The organism is Rothia sp. HMSC065G12 (genome assembly GCF_001811455.1).
Classification (GTDB): domain Bacteria; phylum Actinomycetota; class Actinomycetes; order Actinomycetales; family Micrococcaceae; genus Rothia; species Rothia dentocariosa.
The window spans coordinates 1-15,305 of record NZ_KV804815.1 but is presented as its reverse complement, the minus strand read 5'-3'; the positions used below and the strand labels follow the sequence as shown (position 1 = coordinate 15,305).

Annotated in this window: 13 protein-coding genes; all 13 read right to left on the bottom strand. The window is 51.2% G+C overall.

The window, feature by feature from the left end:
- Positions 1–16: 16 nt before the first annotated feature.
- The 13 genes from scpB to HMPREF2804_RS05320 all read right to left on the bottom strand — a co-directional run bounded on the left by scpB (position 17) and on the right by HMPREF2804_RS05320 (position 15,093).
- Complete coding sequence (scpB, locus tag HMPREF2804_RS11180) at positions 17–952, bottom strand: SMC-Scp complex subunit ScpB (protein WP_083308357.1); 936 nt, start codon at positions 950–952, stop codon at positions 17–19.
- Complete coding sequence (locus tag HMPREF2804_RS05375) at positions 949–1,941, bottom strand: segregation and condensation protein A (RefSeq protein WP_070627638.1); 993 nt, start codon at positions 1,939–1,941, stop codon at positions 949–951. The genes scpB and HMPREF2804_RS05375 overlap by 4 nt, the downstream gene beginning before the upstream one ends.
- 144 nt (positions 1,942–2,085) lie before the next feature.
- Positions 2,086–2,946 carry a ParA family protein gene (locus tag HMPREF2804_RS05370; protein ID WP_037231464.1) on the bottom strand — a complete coding sequence of 287 codons (861 nt, stop codon included), beginning with the start codon at positions 2,944–2,946 and terminating at the stop codon, positions 2,086–2,088.
- A 271-nt stretch (positions 2,947–3,217) separates the two neighbouring features.
- Entirely contained in the window at positions 3,218–4,645 is a 1,428-nt protein-coding gene (locus HMPREF2804_RS05365; protein WP_070627636.1) for a cation:dicarboxylate symporter family transporter, read from the bottom strand.
- Positions 4,646–4,988: 343 nt separating this feature from the next.
- Entirely contained in the window at positions 4,989–6,164 is a 1,176-nt protein-coding gene (locus tag HMPREF2804_RS05360) for a site-specific tyrosine recombinase XerD (RefSeq protein WP_070627634.1), read from the bottom strand.
- A 6-nt stretch (positions 6,165–6,170) separates the two neighbouring features.
- Positions 6,171–6,893, bottom strand: coding sequence for an NUDIX domain-containing protein (locus HMPREF2804_RS05355; RefSeq protein ID WP_083308356.1), 723 nt, complete (start codon positions 6,891–6,893; stop codon positions 6,171–6,173).
- 151 nt (positions 6,894–7,044) lie between these two features.
- Positions 7,045–8,742, bottom strand: a complete 1,698-nt coding sequence (locus HMPREF2804_RS05350) for a CTP synthase (RefSeq protein WP_070627632.1) — start codon at positions 8,740–8,742, stop codon at positions 7,045–7,047.
- Between the two features lie 238 nt (positions 8,743–8,980).
- On the bottom strand, positions 8,981–10,690 hold the full coding sequence (gene recN, locus HMPREF2804_RS05345; RefSeq protein ID WP_070627630.1) for a DNA repair protein RecN: 1,710 nt from the start codon (positions 10,688–10,690) through the stop codon (positions 8,981–8,983).
- A gap of 141 nt (positions 10,691–10,831) precedes the next feature.
- On the bottom strand, positions 10,832–11,800 hold the full coding sequence (locus HMPREF2804_RS05340; RefSeq protein WP_070627628.1) for an NAD kinase: 969 nt from the start codon (positions 11,798–11,800) through the stop codon (positions 10,832–10,834).
- A 126-nt stretch (positions 11,801–11,926) separates the two neighbouring features.
- The gene (locus HMPREF2804_RS05335; protein ID WP_070449443.1) at positions 11,927–12,661 is read right to left on the bottom strand and encodes a TlyA family RNA methyltransferase; all 735 of its coding nucleotides are present in this window, start codon (positions 12,659–12,661) and stop codon (positions 11,927–11,929) included.
- The gene (locus HMPREF2804_RS05330; RefSeq protein ID WP_004004338.1) at positions 12,662–12,862 is read right to left on the bottom strand and encodes a hypothetical protein; all 201 of its coding nucleotides are present in this window, start codon (positions 12,860–12,862) and stop codon (positions 12,662–12,664) included.
- A 3-nt stretch (positions 12,863–12,865) separates the two neighbouring features.
- On the bottom strand, positions 12,866–13,900 hold the full coding sequence (locus tag HMPREF2804_RS05325; RefSeq protein WP_070449441.1) for an HAD-IIA family hydrolase: 1,035 nt from the start codon (positions 13,898–13,900) through the stop codon (positions 12,866–12,868).
- 62 nt (positions 13,901–13,962) lie between these two features.
- Entirely contained in the window at positions 13,963–15,093 is a 1,131-nt protein-coding gene (locus HMPREF2804_RS05320; RefSeq protein ID WP_070449439.1) for a tetratricopeptide repeat protein, read from the bottom strand.
- Between the last annotated feature and the right edge of the window lie 212 nt (positions 15,094–15,305).

The window sequence follows — 15,305 nt, the reverse complement described above, 5'->3', positions numbered from 1 at the left end:
TCCGCGGGCGGATAGGTTAGTTACGATTACCGTGTTCAGAGGGGCTGTCAGAGAGCACTGCTGCCTCGGTTTCATCAGGTAAAAGAGGCGCAAGCGCGGGAAGCTCTTCCAGAGAGTTGAGACCTAATTTTGTCAAGAAAAGTTCCGTAGTCTCGTAAAGAACCGCGCCGGTTCCCTCCTCTTTACCGGCCGCGCGCACGAGCTGGCGCTGTAGCAGCTGACGTACCGATGCATCTGCGTTTGTTCCTCGGACTGCGGCTATTGCGGCACGCGTAACCGGCTGCCGGTAAGCGATAACTGCCAGGGTTTCATATGCGCTTTTGCTCAGGGTAGCGCTCTGTGAACGGGTCACAAACCTCGCTACCCAGGGAGCAAAATCGGTGCGAGAATACAACCGCCAGCCACCGGCAACTTGGCGAAGCTCAAAACCACGCGGCTCGTGGGCTGGAGTGTCTTCACCATATTCCGAATCGTCACCGTTATATTCACGATAAAGCTCGTCAAGAGCATGCTCAATACTGCGTTCATTGACAATCAGGGCGGCAGAGAGTTCGCGCACGCTTACAGGAGTATCAGCGACAGCAAGAATAGCTTCAATAGCGCTTTTCACGCCCCCAGGAATAAGCTCAACGCGCGAGAATTCCTCTGCATCAGCGGCAACCGCTCGGGTTACCTTCGCGGGATGCCGAGCATCCGAAGACGTTATATTTTTATCAGAATCGCGCTCAGTCTCGGCTTTGTGTTCCTGGTCAGTAGAAGTCTGCTCGGGTACCGAGGCATTTTCGCGATCAGATTCTTCTCCGGATTCACTGTCTGTCTCAGTATCGGCACTAGGGTCCCAGTAGCCTAGGTTCACCATCGCTAAATCATTCTCGGTGAATTCATCCTCAAATCGGCTCCCCTGCTGCTGCGCGGCTGTCTTACCAGCAGAGTCGAAGGATTCTTCGCTCATGCGGTCTCCTCCCCTGCGTTTTTAACGTTCTCTGAAAAGGTAAGATCATCCGGGCTATCGCGATGTTCTGGGCTGTAGCCCTGCCTTGTATCATGTGCTGAAACTGCCGGTTCAGCAGGAACAAAAGCACGCGCATATTCGGTAGCACGTACCGAAATCTCGGCAAGCGGCGCATCCTGATGTACGTCTACCGCACCCTCTTTATACAGTTCTAAGAGCGCCAAGAAACGCACAACTGCGATGTCAAGTCCCTGAGCATCATGCACCAGTGCCGAAAATGTTACCGATGATACCGTCGGTTTACACGTAAGAAGCGCATCCAGAATATATTGTTCTTCGTGTGCAATCGTTGTTGAGGCGCCGTGAAGATGCTCATTCAGTTCCTCAGCAACATCAGCCGGGTTCGGTTCTAGATTAGTCGAAGGTTTCGGGGCAAATGCTTGCGCTGCAATACGCGCAAATTCCTCCACTCCCCCTTTGAAAACAAGCTCTGGAAGGGCCTTCACAAATACAGGTTCAAGCGCCACGGTCCGCGGAAAGCGCTGGGTCTCTTCGCGCCAACGATCAGCGAAAATAGCGGCTACCTCACGGTAGGCGCGGTACTGAAGCAACCGGGCAAAAAGCAAATCACGCGCTTCTAGAAGAGCCACATCCTGATCCAATGGCTCATGATTCTGCGGGAGTAGCCGGGCGGCTTTAAGCTCTAGCAGAGTCGCGGCCGTTACCAAAAAATCGCTTGCCTCATCTAATGCGCGTTCGGTGCCCTGTGAATATAGGGCATGCAGATACTCCAGGAACTCGTCGGTTACTTCAGCAAGCGCAATGTCTGTAATATCGAGCTTACGACGTGTGATCAGTGTTAGGAGAAGGTCGAATGGGCCCTCAAAATTCGGTAAATTAAGCGTGAATCCGGCACCGTTCACCGAATTGGAGGCATCAGGCGTCTCATGCGGTGTCGGTACCCTCACGGCAGCGACATTTTTGGTCATAGGTGACCGATTTCCTTTACTGGGGATTGCAGGATAACCTGCGAGATCATGAAAGATACAGGATGTACCGCCCATATTATACGTGCCTTGACACCATACCTTCAAGGTTTATAGGTGGTGTCAAGGCACATGGGATCCAGGATCTTATCGGGCTCCACCCTTGTAAATAAGTTCACGGGCTACCTGCCGGTAAGCTTGAGCCCCGGTGTGGTTGCTGGCATATGAGAGGATAGGCTCTGCCGATACTGTAGCATCCGGGAATTTAACGGTTCGCTTAATCACGGTGTCAAAGACTTTATCTCCGAAGGCGTCAATAATACGTGCAAGCACTTCTTTAGAATGGATGGTGCGGGCGTCAAACATGGTCGCAAGAACGCCGGTAATTTCTAGATCCGGGTTCAGGCGATCCTGCACTTTCTCGATAGAGTCCACGAGAAGCGCCACAGCTCGCAGGGCAAAGAATTCACATATAAGCGGAATGATAACGCCATGCGATGCTGTCAATGCGTTTACGGTTAGCAGGCCGAGCGAGGGCTGACAGTCAATCAGAATAACATCGTACTCATTCTGTACCTTACGTAGGGCTGAGGCGAGTACCTGCTCGCGAGCAACTTCGTTTACTAGCTGAACTTCAGCCGCAGAAAGGTCGATGTTTGCGGGAAGAAGGTCGATGTTCTCGATATCGGTCGGTAGAATAACGTCGTTAATATCGACCTTACGATCCATCATCACGTTGTACACGGTCAGCTCAAGCTCATGCGGATTTGTACCGAAACCAGCGGATAGGGCACCCTGAGGGTCAAAGTCTACAAGGAGCACTTTACGACCACACTCCGCAAGTGCAGCACCAAGGTTTATGGTTGAGGTCGTCTTTCCTACGCCACCCTTCTGATTCACCATTGAGATGATGCGGGCGGGACCATGTTGGCTTATAGGCGCAGGATCGGGATATTCACGTAGGGGTCGGCCGGTTGGTCCGAGTTCTTGTGCCGGTGCTTCGGTCAACTTATCTTCACCTTCGTCAACGAATTTTCTCTTCATGTATAAGGTTACCCCACACACGCCCGCTCAGCAGGTTTGTGAGTTCGCTTTACGTACGAATTATGTTACATCGCGCTCTGTTCAGGTCTATAAAACAAATAATTCGGGAATTCTAGAGGCCCCGCTCACCATAAGCCACAGCATTATGTAATTCTCATGCTAAATCAGACCTTGCAATATGCGGGAAGGCGCTTTCCTCCTAGAAACAGATACACCTCCCCGCATACTTTTTAACTTATTGATCTTCCGGTAGCGTTACAGTATTTTTAATCTTTGGTTCAGTCACAACGGACATCTGTTTGGTGGGAGATTTTTGACTTACCGCATTATCCACGTATTGGTCACCGTGTAGTTCGCCGCCCATGGTGGATTCGTCAAAGGGGATCTCCCCTTTCAGCACCGCATGAACACGATCCATATCTACCTCTTTAACAATCTTCCCCATGAGTAACGTCGCCACTGCGTTGCCTGTGAAGTTAGTGACCGCACGTGCTTCAGACATGAAGCGATCGATTCCCACGATCAAGCCCACACCATTAACAAGGTCGGGGCGGTGTGACTGCAAACCGCCTGCCAGGGTCGCCAACCCTGCGCCCGAAACACCGGCAGCTCCTTTCGAAGCAATGATCATGAAGACCAGCAGAGAAATCTGCTCGCCTAATGCAAGTGGAGTCCCCATAGCCTCCGCGACAAAAAGGGCGCTCATCGTCAGGTAAATTGCGGTGCCATCCAGGTTAAAGGAATACCCCGTAGGAACCACAACGCCTACGACAGGCTTCGAAACACCTAAGTGTTCCATTTTGGCGATAAGACGCGGCAGCGCCGCCTCAGACGAGGATGTTGAGAAGATGAGGAGATATTCGCGCGCCAGATATTTCAACAGGGTAAAGATATTCACACCGGTTACGAGCTTGAGAATAGTGCCCAGAACGATTACGACAAAGAGAATACAAGTGATATAGAATGCCACCATCAAAATAAACATTGAGGAGATCGCACGGGAACCCGTAGAACCTACAACAGCTGCAATCGCACCAAGCGCACCAGCAGGCGCTAACCACATAATCATCATGAGCAGACGGAATACGAGCGCCTGACAATAGGTCAGAAATTTGAGAATGGGAGCGCCAACCGGTCCCATCTTCTGCAGGGCAAAGCCGGTCAAAAGCGCTACGAAAAGGGTTTGCAGAATATTACCGCTCGTCAATGCCGAAAGCAAAGAAGTCGGCACGATGTTGAGCAGGAACGAGACAGTGCTGTCACCGCCATGTCCTTCAGACGAATTCGGAAGCGTGTATTTCGTTGTTGCCGGGTCATAGTGCAGCGAGCTTCCCGGCTCGATAATATTACCTACAACCAGGCCAATTCCTAAGGCAAAGGTCGACATGAGTACGAAGTACAGCAGTGCCAATCCACCGACCTTGCCGACGGTTGCTGCCTTAGCAATAGACCCTACACCCAGCACAATCGTGCAGAAAATTACAGGGGCGATCATCATCTTGATGAGAGCGATAAAACCAGTACCGATGGGCTGCAGCTCTTTTGCAAAATCGGGAACGGTCATTCCCAAGATACACCCAAGGATCACAGCGGCAATCACCGAGAGGTAGAGCATATGGGTTGGGTCTTTGTAGAACGGTTTCTTTGCGGATTCCGTACTCATTAATTCTTTCCTTTCGCGCCGGGGACGCACGGTGCTGTGTGTCTATACCGACCAGAACTTTATTGTTCCGGATTCAGGATGTTATACAGGCTACACCTACGGCAACATTAACGCGGGTGTTTTCTGACTAAAATATGCCATTGCAACAGAATATTTACATGTCTGTTACAAACAGCATAAATATTACATCTTTAGAGTGTAAATCGTATAAATAAGCTAAATTATAGTATCTTATTGGCGTATTTTCTCTTTAAACGCATATTTGTCGGCATAGCTATACAGACATAGTGTCGTCGTTCTTCCGCGCCGCTATTCCCCACAGTCTACTTCTACTAATCACCTACTAAGTACGCTCATGTGCACGAGGATGCGCCATCCGGTAAACCTCCAGCATCCCTTCCGGAGTAACCTTGGTATACACCTGCGTAGTCGCAATCGAGGCGTGTCCCAATAGTTCCTGAACCACGCGAATATCGGCGCCGCCCTGTACAAGATGCGTCGCAAACGAGTGTCGAATAGAGTGGGGCGAAAAATCAGAGCTCAGCCCCGCCTCCTCAGCTGCTTCTTTGAGGATAAGCCATGCCCCCTGTCGACCCAGCCGGCTCCCCCGCCCGTTGAGGAAAAGCGCAGCGGTGCCTTTACCGTGTGAAGCAAACTTGGGGCGAGCGCGCACAATGTAGTCTTCCAGCGCCCTCTGCGCATAGGATCCCAAAGGTACTAAACGCTCTTTACCCCCTTTGCCGAAAAGACGCACATACCCAGGCACGGCAATAGATTCCCCGTTTTCATCGCGGGGTTTTTCGCCCAGGTGTATATCGTCCAGATCTGTTGCCAGCATCTCGCTCACGCGCGCACCGGTAGCATATAAGAACTCAAGTATCGCTCGATTACGCAGGCCGGTAGGATTCTTGAGGCTGGGAATGGCAAGGAGCTTTTGCATTTGCTCCACGGATACGGCTTTGGGCAATCGCTTCACATTTTTAGGCGGTTTCACGACAGCGGCAGGATCGGTCTCCAGGATGCGCGAAGCATGCCAGAAACTATGCGCGCCACGAACTGCAGCCATGGTACGTGCAATTGAATTAGGGCCCAGCGGCAGAGGCAGTGTGACATCACGCGTACTCGTTGAAGGAGCCTTTGTCTGATCCGAGGTGTAGAGGGAAACCGCCAAAGACTCCAGGGTATCTTCGAGTTCCTCTGCTCGGGTATCAGATTCAGATGGTTTTTCTCCCTGACGTTTGCTGGGATGCCCCGAATCCCCGCTCTCCTCCGCACGCGGCAGTGTCGGTTGGGCAAGTTCACGCATAAAGGCACGCACATCGGCAGTGCGAATTCGGTGGGCATCAATGATACCGCGTGACGCCATAAATTCTACATACCGCCTTAAATCACGTGAATACGAAGCTATCGTATTCTCGCTGCTGCCTTTTTCAACTCGCAGGTGAATAAGATACTGTTCAATATCCCGCTCAAGCGGACTTATACGATGTATTCCTTCGCTCAGGTGCTGAGAAACCATAGCGAATTATTCCTCGTGTTTAAAAGTTTCGGGTCGGATACGGCGCCCTCCCAAGTAAGGGTGAAAATCCCAGGTATCGGCGGCATCTCGCAAGGGCAATTGCTCTTGTCGAGTCCCGACCGCGCAATATGCCGCGAGAATAGCCTGAATAGCCAAACCGTTATGTAGTCGTCCCGCGAGCACAAGGCGTACGGCCTGTTCAAGTGGAACCCACCGGTAGGTAATCTCCGCTTCTTCGTCCCTGCGTACTATACGGTCTGCTTCAGGAATCTCGTACAGGTCTTGGGCAAGGTATATACGGCCCGCTTCCGAAGCGGCTCCCGGAGTCGTATAATAATCGACCAGGCTGTGCCAGCGATGAGCCCCAAGATCGGCTTCTTCCGCAAGCTCGCGCTGCGCTGCATGAAGAGGGTCTTCACCGGTGATGTCAAGAAGACCTGCGGGGACCTCCCAGAGATTCATACGCACGGGATGCCTATACTGGCGCAGAAGCAGAATCTCATTCCGGTTGTTCACCGCAGCAACCGCAACGGAACCGGGCATGTCGATAACATCCCGCGTTAAAGTGGTACCGTGCCCGTCAAGATCATAGTGTTCCACGGCTGCTTGGAGAACATATCCGCTATACTGCACCTCACGGCTTAGGATTTCTCGCGTTGAGGGAGCATCGGTCACATCAGCATACATAGAATCTATTCGATGCGGATTCTTGTTCTCTGAAGTGTTCATATCCCTATTCTAATTTGCATACTTACGGTCGCCAGAATCAGAACCTTAAGGACAGAGCTATCAGCTGACAGCGCTGACGTTTCTATTTTCCTTTGGCAGAGCAAAGTCGCGGACTACATTGGCAGTCCGCGACTTTTTATGAAGAAAGTTCTTACTCTTTACCGCTACGCTTGAGAGCTGCTTTCACCAGCCCCGCAAAAAGCGGATGCGGCCGCGTAGGACGCGAACGGTACTCCGGATGTGCCTGAGTCGCCACATAGTAAGGATGCACATCAGTGGGGAGCTCAACGTACTCCACGAGCGAGGAATCCGGCGAAGTACCGGAGATAACCAAGCCCGCGTTCTCAAGCTGTTCACGGTACTCGTTATTAACTTCGTACCGGTGACGATGCCGTTCCGCCACTTCGGTCTCGCCATAGGCCTGAGCAACCTGTGAACCGGGAACCAGATTAGCTGTGTACAGGCCCAAACGCATGGTTCCGCCCAAATCACCTGCGCCTTCCACAAACTGCTTTTGTTCTTCAATCGTGGCAATGACCGGAACCGATGTCTCCGGGTCAAACTCGGTTGAGGATGCGTCAGAAAGATTCAAAACGTTTCGAGCGTACTCAATCACCATGGACTGCAGCCCCAGGCAAATGCCCAGAGTAGGAATCTTATGTTCACGAGCATATTTCAATGCGCCGATCTTGCCGTCTAGACCGCGAATACCGAAACCGCCGGGTACTAAAATGGCATCCATATCGTGCAGCTGATGGTCTGCGTCTTCATCGGTGGCGCATAGGTCTGCAGCGACCCATTTGATATTGACCTTTGCATTATTCGCAAAGCCCCCGGCGCGCAGAGCCTCAGAAACCGAGAGGTATGCATCGGGAAGATCGATATACTTACCCACGAGGGCAATGTTAACGTCGGCGGAGGGGCGGTGCACCGCATCCAACAAACGATCCCACTGCGTGAAATCGGGTTCGGGGGCAGTCATGCCAAAGTATTCCAGAATATAATCGTCGAGCTTCTGGGAATGAAGGGTTTTGGGAATATCGTAGATGCTGGGGGCATCGGGACATGAGATAACGGCGGCAGTATCAACATCGCAGGCGTTACCGATTTTGGCGCGGTGCGATTCCGGAACATCACGCTCACAACGCAGAATCAAGCCATCGGGCAGGATACCCAAACCACGTAATGCTGCAACGGAATGCTGAGTAGGCTTCGTTTTGAGTTCGCCGGAAGGGCCGATAAAGGGGACCAAAGATACATGGAGGAAAAACACGTTCTGACGTCCAACGTCACGGCGTACTTGGCGTGCCGCTTCCATAAAGGGCAGCGATTCAATATCGCCTACCGTACCGCCGATTTCGGTGATGATGATATCGGGCGCGTTTTCGATTTCGGCGGCGTAACGCATACGTGCTTTGATTTCATCAGTGATATGAGGAATAACCTGCACGGTATCGCCCAAATATTCTCCGCGACGTTCTTTTGCGATAACGGTCGAGTACACCTGACCGGTTGTAACGTTAGCGGATTGGTCAAGGTTCTCATCAAGAAAGCGTTCGTAATGCCCAATATCAAGGTCTGTTTCAGCACCATCGTCAGTTACAAAGACTTCGCCGTGCTGGAAAGGGTTCATGGTACCGGGGTCTACGTTAAGGTACGGGTCAAATTTCTGCATCGTGACCGATAGACCACGAGAACGTAGAATCTGGCCGAGAGAAGAAGCTGAAAGACCTTTACCGAGAGAAGAAGCAACACCACCCGTAACAAAGATTTGGCGGGTTACCTTACCGTTAGCGGACGCGTTAAGAGCGTTATTATTTTCATTCACCACGGAATTCAAGCTTACCATTTTCTTTTCCCCTATCCAATAGAACACTAACGGACGAGAGCGTTTCTCTTCCCTAGATTTAATGAGCTCTTTCCCGTATTTCGCGCAGTTTTTACGCCATAATAAACGCTTCATCTACCGCTGAATACCGTGTTACACCACAACGGCCTCTAGAAATATCTGCGACCCAATACTACCGAATATCCTTGGAATGCTCCTCAGATATATCAGCTATGACCGTTGTCTTTTCAGCACCTGTTTACTCAAGCTGACCCCCTGCGCGTAAAAGCTCCCGCGCGTGTTCTTGGGCTGCTTCCGACTGATCGTGTCCGGCGAGCATACGAGCGAGTTCTACAACACGCTCTTGGTCAGAAAGTACCTGTACTTTCGATAACGATGCGTCATCATTTTTAAGGACCAGAATATGCTGATCCGCGAAAGCCGCAACCTGTGGTAGGTGAGTTACCACCAAAACTTGTACATGCTGGGCAAGCATTGCAAGCCTGCGACCGATCTCAATAGCAGCCTTACCGCCAACGCCCGAATCTACTTCGTCAAAGATAAAGGTAGGTACCGGATCAACTTCTGCCAACACAACCTCCAACGCAAGCATTACGCGCGAAAGCTCACCTCCAGAGGCGCCTTTCCCAAGTGGACGAGGGATTGCCTCACGATGCGGAGCAAGCATAAAGGTCACTGTGTCACGACCATGAATTGAAAATTTATCTGCCTCGGCAACTTCAACAACAAGAGAAGCATTCGGCATGGCAAGCGCGGTTAGTTCTTCACTAACAGAATCCGCCAAGCGCGAAGCGGCTTCTTGACGCGCTTTCATAAGCTGAGCTGCCTGCTCTCCTAAAGCCTGACGCAGGTCGGTGAGCTCTTGTTCCAGAGATTCCTGTCGCGCTGGATCATCAACAAGGCGAGTCAGGCGATCACGAGATTCTTCGGCCCACTCAAGGACTTCCGCAATATCTGCACCATATTTTCGCGTCAAATTTTTCAGCTGCGCACGACGCTCCTGTACCTGCGCTAGGCGTTCAGGCCCTTCAGAATCTAACGAGGTCGAATAGGTAGAGATATCGGTGGCAACATCGGTCGCCAGAACTAAAAGTTCGTTGACCCGTTGAGCTAAATTCTCTATATCGCTATCGGCACCGGCTTGTCCCAGAAGAGATGTATGGGCCGCATCCAGAAGACTCAGTACATTTGCCTCTGTGCCTTCCGCATATTCACTGCCCGACAGCGCCGCCGCTGCAACATCGGTTGCGGTACGAAGGGCCTCAACATTCATCAGTTTGATGCTTTCATTCTTAAGCGCTTCGTCCTCGCCCGTCTGTGGGTTTACGGAGTCTATTTCTTCAAGCGCCCCCTGCAAGCTTTGCGCCTCTAATGCTCGTGCACGAGAATTCTCACGAACCTCTTTATATTCAGCGGCTGCGACTCGGTACCGCTCATAGGTATGCTGGTACTTCTCTAACAGGTCAAAAAGCTTTTCGCCCGCATAAAGGTCTAGTGCACGACGTTGCTCGCTGGCAGACTTGAGACGCAATTGATCCGACTGACCGTGCACAGCTACAAGAGTTTGCCCAATCTCTGAAAGCTTACCGATAGGCGCAGTGCATCCTCCTACATGTGCTCGAGAACGCCCAGAAGCATTAACGGTGCGAGCTAAGAGAAGTTCGCTTGTTTTTTCATCTACCGGGTCAACTGTTCCGCCCACGTCCTCCGCAAGGGTCAAAGCCTTATGCTCTTGAGGTAGGCGCACGATGGCTTCCGCTAAAGCGCTCTTTGCCCCTTGACGCACACTTGCAGCATCACTACGTGCCCCAAGAAGCATACCAAGCGCCGTAACGACCATAGTTTTACCGGCACCAGTTTCACCTGTTAGAACCGACAGCCCGGGCTGCAAGGGTAATCGAGCATCAGTAATAACGCCCAAGTCCCGAATATGGATTTCTTCAATCACGATGCGTCTACCTTAAAGTCCTTACCGCATAGGGGCTGGAGTCATGCCACATACGCAAGCTATGTGCGGCTCTATTGCACTGACTGACTTCCTGCTGGAGCACCCCAAACATTCGGCTTCCGTGTGGGTACCAGATATAAACTAATGAGGATCTTGCGAACTGTTTTTTTCACCGGCATCGCACACCTCACGCTCCTCCTCAGAGGTTGGGCCTCGCCATCCTCGAATAGGCAGAGCAAACTTACGAACCAGCCGTTCAGAGAACGGGGCGGGGTGGATACGTGCCAAAAGCACTGGTTTTTCAGATTTACGCACCTCAATGCGGGAACCGGGCAGCAGATCATTCATACGTCGTCCATCGCACCACAACACACCGGATGCACCATGAGCCATCATTTCAACAGCTACCATAGAAGACGGAGATGCTACTAACGGTCGTGCAAAAAGGGCATGTGCTGAAAGCGGCACCAGTAATATAGCCTCTACCTCGGGCCAGACTACCGGTCCCCCACCTGAAAATGCGTATGCGGTGGATCCCGTGGGCGTACCTATCACCACACCATCACAGCCAAATGTGCTTATTGGCTTACGATCTACCTCAATGATGACCTCAATCATCTTCTCGCGGTTGCCTTTTTCAACACTTACTTCATTAAGCGCCCAATCTGTGTGAACACGTTTCTCCTCGTGCCATACTTCAATGTCGATTGCCATACGCTCTTCGACCGCATACTCGCTCTTGACGATGCGGTCTACAGTTTCTTGCAGATCACTTTCTTCCGATTCCGCTAAGAATCCTACGTGTCCCAGATTCACGCCGATCAGCGGAATGCTTGTATGTCGCACCATTTCTGCGGCACGCAGGATAGAACCGTCACCACCGAGGACCATACCAAGCTCAATATCAATAAGCGCAACACTCTCATGTACCACCTGCACAGGCACCGGATCGTCCCAATTTTCCGTCAGGGCTTCCAGATCAGAACGGTTCATCACGGGCACTAGACCTGCGCGATGCAGCTGTTTACACGCCTGGCGGGCTGCATCCCGTGCTTCTTTGCGGCCAGTATGCGCAAAGACTAGAATTTTACGATTTTCCGTTACTGACACGTTCTATCCTCCCCACAGCAGGCGTTATTTGCGAATTATCTCACGACTACTTCTTTAGTATAGCCGAATTTCCCACTACACTGGAACATATTTTCTAGAACATTATTTCGACAGAAGGTTTTTTCGTTACTTCTGCTTCTTGCACCATAAGAAGAATTCGGCGTTACCATCCTGCCCGAGTAAGGGGCTTTGCACAGTATCTATAACGCGAAGACCACATGATTGAGCCGAATCTTGCACCTTGCGCACGGCGAAAGCATGTGCTTGAGGGTCTTTAACCACTCCTGCACGCCCAATTTGGTGTTTTCCTACTTCAAATTGTGGTTTCACCATGAGTACTAAGTCCCCATCTTCTTCAGTCACCTGTGCAAGAGCGTCTATGACTAACGTCAACGAGATAAAGGATAGGTCCGAGACAACTAGGGAAACTAAGCCCCCAATATCTTCTGGAGTTAGATAACGCACGTTAAGACCTTCATAAGCATCAACTCGGGGGTCCATGCGCAAAGACTCAACAAGTTGACCGTGACCCACGTCAACTGCTGCAATATGTGAAGCCCCACGGCGCAAAAGTACGTCGGTAAATCCTCCGGTAGAGGCACCTGCGTCCAGACAGCGACGACCGGCTACAGTTATGTGCGTAAAAATATCTAAGGCACCAGCAAGTTTATGCCCGGCACGACTCACATATTCTGTAAGAGGGCTTTCTTGTACCAGTACATCATCATCACGATGTACAGGCTGCGATGCCTTATACACAATTTTCCCATTAACACTCACGCACCCGGCATCAATAAGTTTTGCCGCTAAAGTACGAGATGCAACAAGCTCATGCTCGGCAAGAAATTTATCGAGCCGCACCTAGGAGTTCTCCCCGGGTTCTCGGGAGAAACGTACATTATCTTCGAGGTTATCAACTAAGGTTCCATAGGCCCGAATACGCTCTACAGGATCCATCGCTAAAACAGCCTGCAGCTGTGTTTCAAACTCCTGGTAATCAGCTTCTTCAAGGGACTCATGGCTATCAGCATTTTCTGTAGAGTTTTGTTGTTTCTTACCCATAAGTTAAACCTCGGGAAGGCCTTGAATATTCGGGGTCACTGCCTGCTCCGGATGCGCCGCCCACCAGGCAGCGCAGGCTACGCGCCATGCTTCTGCTTCCGCATCGCTGCCGGAAAAGTCATCTGGCGCGAAAGAGCCTTGGACGGTTAAATAGATATTGTTTCCCTGTACCTTGGCAGTCCATGATGGTCCATGCGCTGTAATCGCGTGGTCCTCATGGAGAATTTCGATCTGTGGATATGGTTCGAAAAAGTCATCAAGAGTGCGCAAAATATATGTGGGACGTTGTTCAGGGACCGCCGATATAACATCCTGATAGGTCTGCACGCCGGTCAGCACAAGTGCACCCGCCATATGAGCTTTGTTGGCTCCCAGAATATCGGTGTCAAGGCGGTCCCCTACAATAACGGGCTTTGAGGCTTTTACTGATTGAGCCGCAGTCTCAAAAATAGCGGCTTCAGGTTTCCCTGCGACTATCGGAGTACGGCGTGCTGCGATGCCTACCGCCGCTACTAGAGTACCATTACCGGGCGCTTGCCCTCGTTCCTTAGGAATAGTTTGGTCTGTGTTCGTGGCAACCCATAAGACGTTCTGATCAGCGAGAGTGTACGCTGCCTCTGCCAAATCTTCCCAGCTGAGTTGCGGGTTAAAACCCTGAACCACGGCAACAGGGTTGTCGGACTGTGATGATACAGGCTCCAACGCGACAGCCCGCAGACAATCTGCTAAAGCTTCAGTACCGGTAACCAGAATTTTAGACCCGGCGGGCACATGTTGAGCCAATAAAGCCGCACCAGCCTGGGCAGAACTGACAACACGTTCCGCCTGCGTGCGCACGCCTAAATCTTGCAGGTGAGCCGCTACAGATTCTACGGAGCGCGAGGCATTATTAGTCACAAAGACGACGGGAACCCCACTGCTTTCAGCGCGGTTCAAGGCTTCTGGCGCTCCCTCAATAGCGTAGGGTCCAGCGTATACTACCCCGTCGAGATCTGAAAGTAAGGCATCGTACTGAGCTAGTAGGGGTTCGCTCGTCATAATGTTCAATTCTTTCTGGTTATAGACAAAGCAAGTAGCCTCAGGCGAGGGACGGATAGTTTCTACTGCTCTGTTTCATTTTGGGAAGGCTTCGTTTCATATTCAGAAGATGCAACCGCCAAGTTCTTTGACTTGTCAGAACTATATGTCTCTTCCTTCTCTGGCTGTGTTCCCTCGTCAGTATTGCTTTGTTGTTCGAGGTCTTCTAGCACAGGTTCCTCAGGTTCAAAGAGCTCGGATTCACCATAAATATCGAAAATCTCAGGCTCGGCGAACTCACCCTGTCCCAAAGCGGCTTCGGCCCTGAACGCGAGGCGTGCCCACTGTTCTGCTTCCTGGCTTCGTCCTGCATTATCTAGAGCCTCGGAATATGCTGTGAAGAGTCGAGGGCTGTATTCGAAAGCCCGTTTTGGGTTTAGCTGCGGAATTTGAAGGGCCGATATCGCTTGCGATTTTTTGCCCTGATCTGCATATATCCCAGATTCAACAATGGCGAGTTCAACGCGAACCGGGGCAGGAAGCTCTTCACGTTTAGCTTCCTCTATCATGTCAAGAGCTTTAGAAATACGGTTAAGAGCGCGCTCGCAGTCTACGAGGAGCGCAAGATGATCCAGAGAACCGCTTATGCGACGATGCGTACGTAATTCACGTAATGCTAGTTCGTAATCTTCAGCGACATATGCGGCGACACCTACAGCCTCACGTACCGCAGAAATACGTCCTGCGCTTCGAGACGCAGCAACAGCATGCTCAAGCGCAAACTGGGGATCAAGCTCCAGATATCGTCCAGTCATAACAAGATGTTTTGCAACGGTAGCGGCATTCCTAGACTCAAGCGCGCGAAGTTGACGGCTTGTAGTACTGTCTAACTCACGACCTGTTACATCACTGTCAATCTCAGGCGCCTTTGGCTTGGCAGGACGATAACCCGCTCGACCGTCAACAGATCGCACGTTCTCCTGAGACTCTGTCTTATACGCGTGCTGCCTAGGTGACTTACTCCGAAAACCGAAACGATGCGATTTATTCGGGTTTTTCAAGTCGTTTCGGCGTCCTCCATCGCTATCCTTATGATTTGCCCCAGCCCCATCAGAATGTTGAGCGTTACTGTGGTAGTTGCTCTTCTGGGAGTTTTTCGCAGTGGAAGCACCAATAGCACCCTGCTTATTTTTAGACTGGGGGGTCTCAGACATGAATCTCCTCAAAGGGGAAGGCGGGATCAAACGCAGAATCTTCGCTACAAATTATGGAAGATAATCTCAGGGTGCTAAATGCACCTTTTATATTCTAGTACAGGTTGGCATAGACCGATACCCTAGAGATACTAGATCACAAGATAGCTTTTCTTCTGCATCTACTCGTAGAAGGCGGGCTACCGGGTTGGGGTTGTTGAGTAAAAACCACA

Coding starts and splice junctions, on each gene's coding strand:
- scpB (WP_083308357.1), bottom strand. CDS start 952: ATGAGCGAAGAATCCTTCGACTCTGCTGGTAAGACAGCCGCGCAGCAG.
- HMPREF2804_RS05375 (WP_070627638.1), bottom strand. CDS start 1,941: ATGACCAAAAATGTCGCTGCCGTGAGGGTACCGACACCGCATGAGACG.
- HMPREF2804_RS05365 (WP_070627636.1), bottom strand. CDS start 4,645: ATGAGTACGGAATCCGCAAAGAAACCGTTCTACAAAGACCCAACCCAT.
- HMPREF2804_RS05360 (WP_070627634.1), bottom strand. CDS start 6,164: ATGGTTTCTCAGCACCTGAGCGAAGGAATACATCGTATAAGTCCGCTT.
- HMPREF2804_RS05355 (WP_083308356.1), bottom strand. CDS start 6,893: ATGAACACTTCAGAGAACAAGAATCCGCATCGAATAGATTCTATGTAT.
- HMPREF2804_RS05350 (WP_070627632.1), bottom strand. CDS start 8,742: ATGGTAAGCTTGAATTCCGTGGTGAATGAAAATAATAACGCTCTTAAC.
- HMPREF2804_RS05330 (WP_004004338.1), bottom strand. CDS start 12,862: ATGGGTAAGAAACAACAAAACTCTACAGAAAATGCTGATAGCCATGAG.
- HMPREF2804_RS05325 (WP_070449441.1), bottom strand. CDS start 13,900: ATGACGAGCGAACCCCTACTAGCTCAGTACGATGCCTTACTTTCAGAT.
- HMPREF2804_RS05320 (WP_070449439.1), bottom strand. CDS start 15,093: ATGTCTGAGACCCCCCAGTCTAAAAATAAGCAGGGTGCTATTGGTGCT.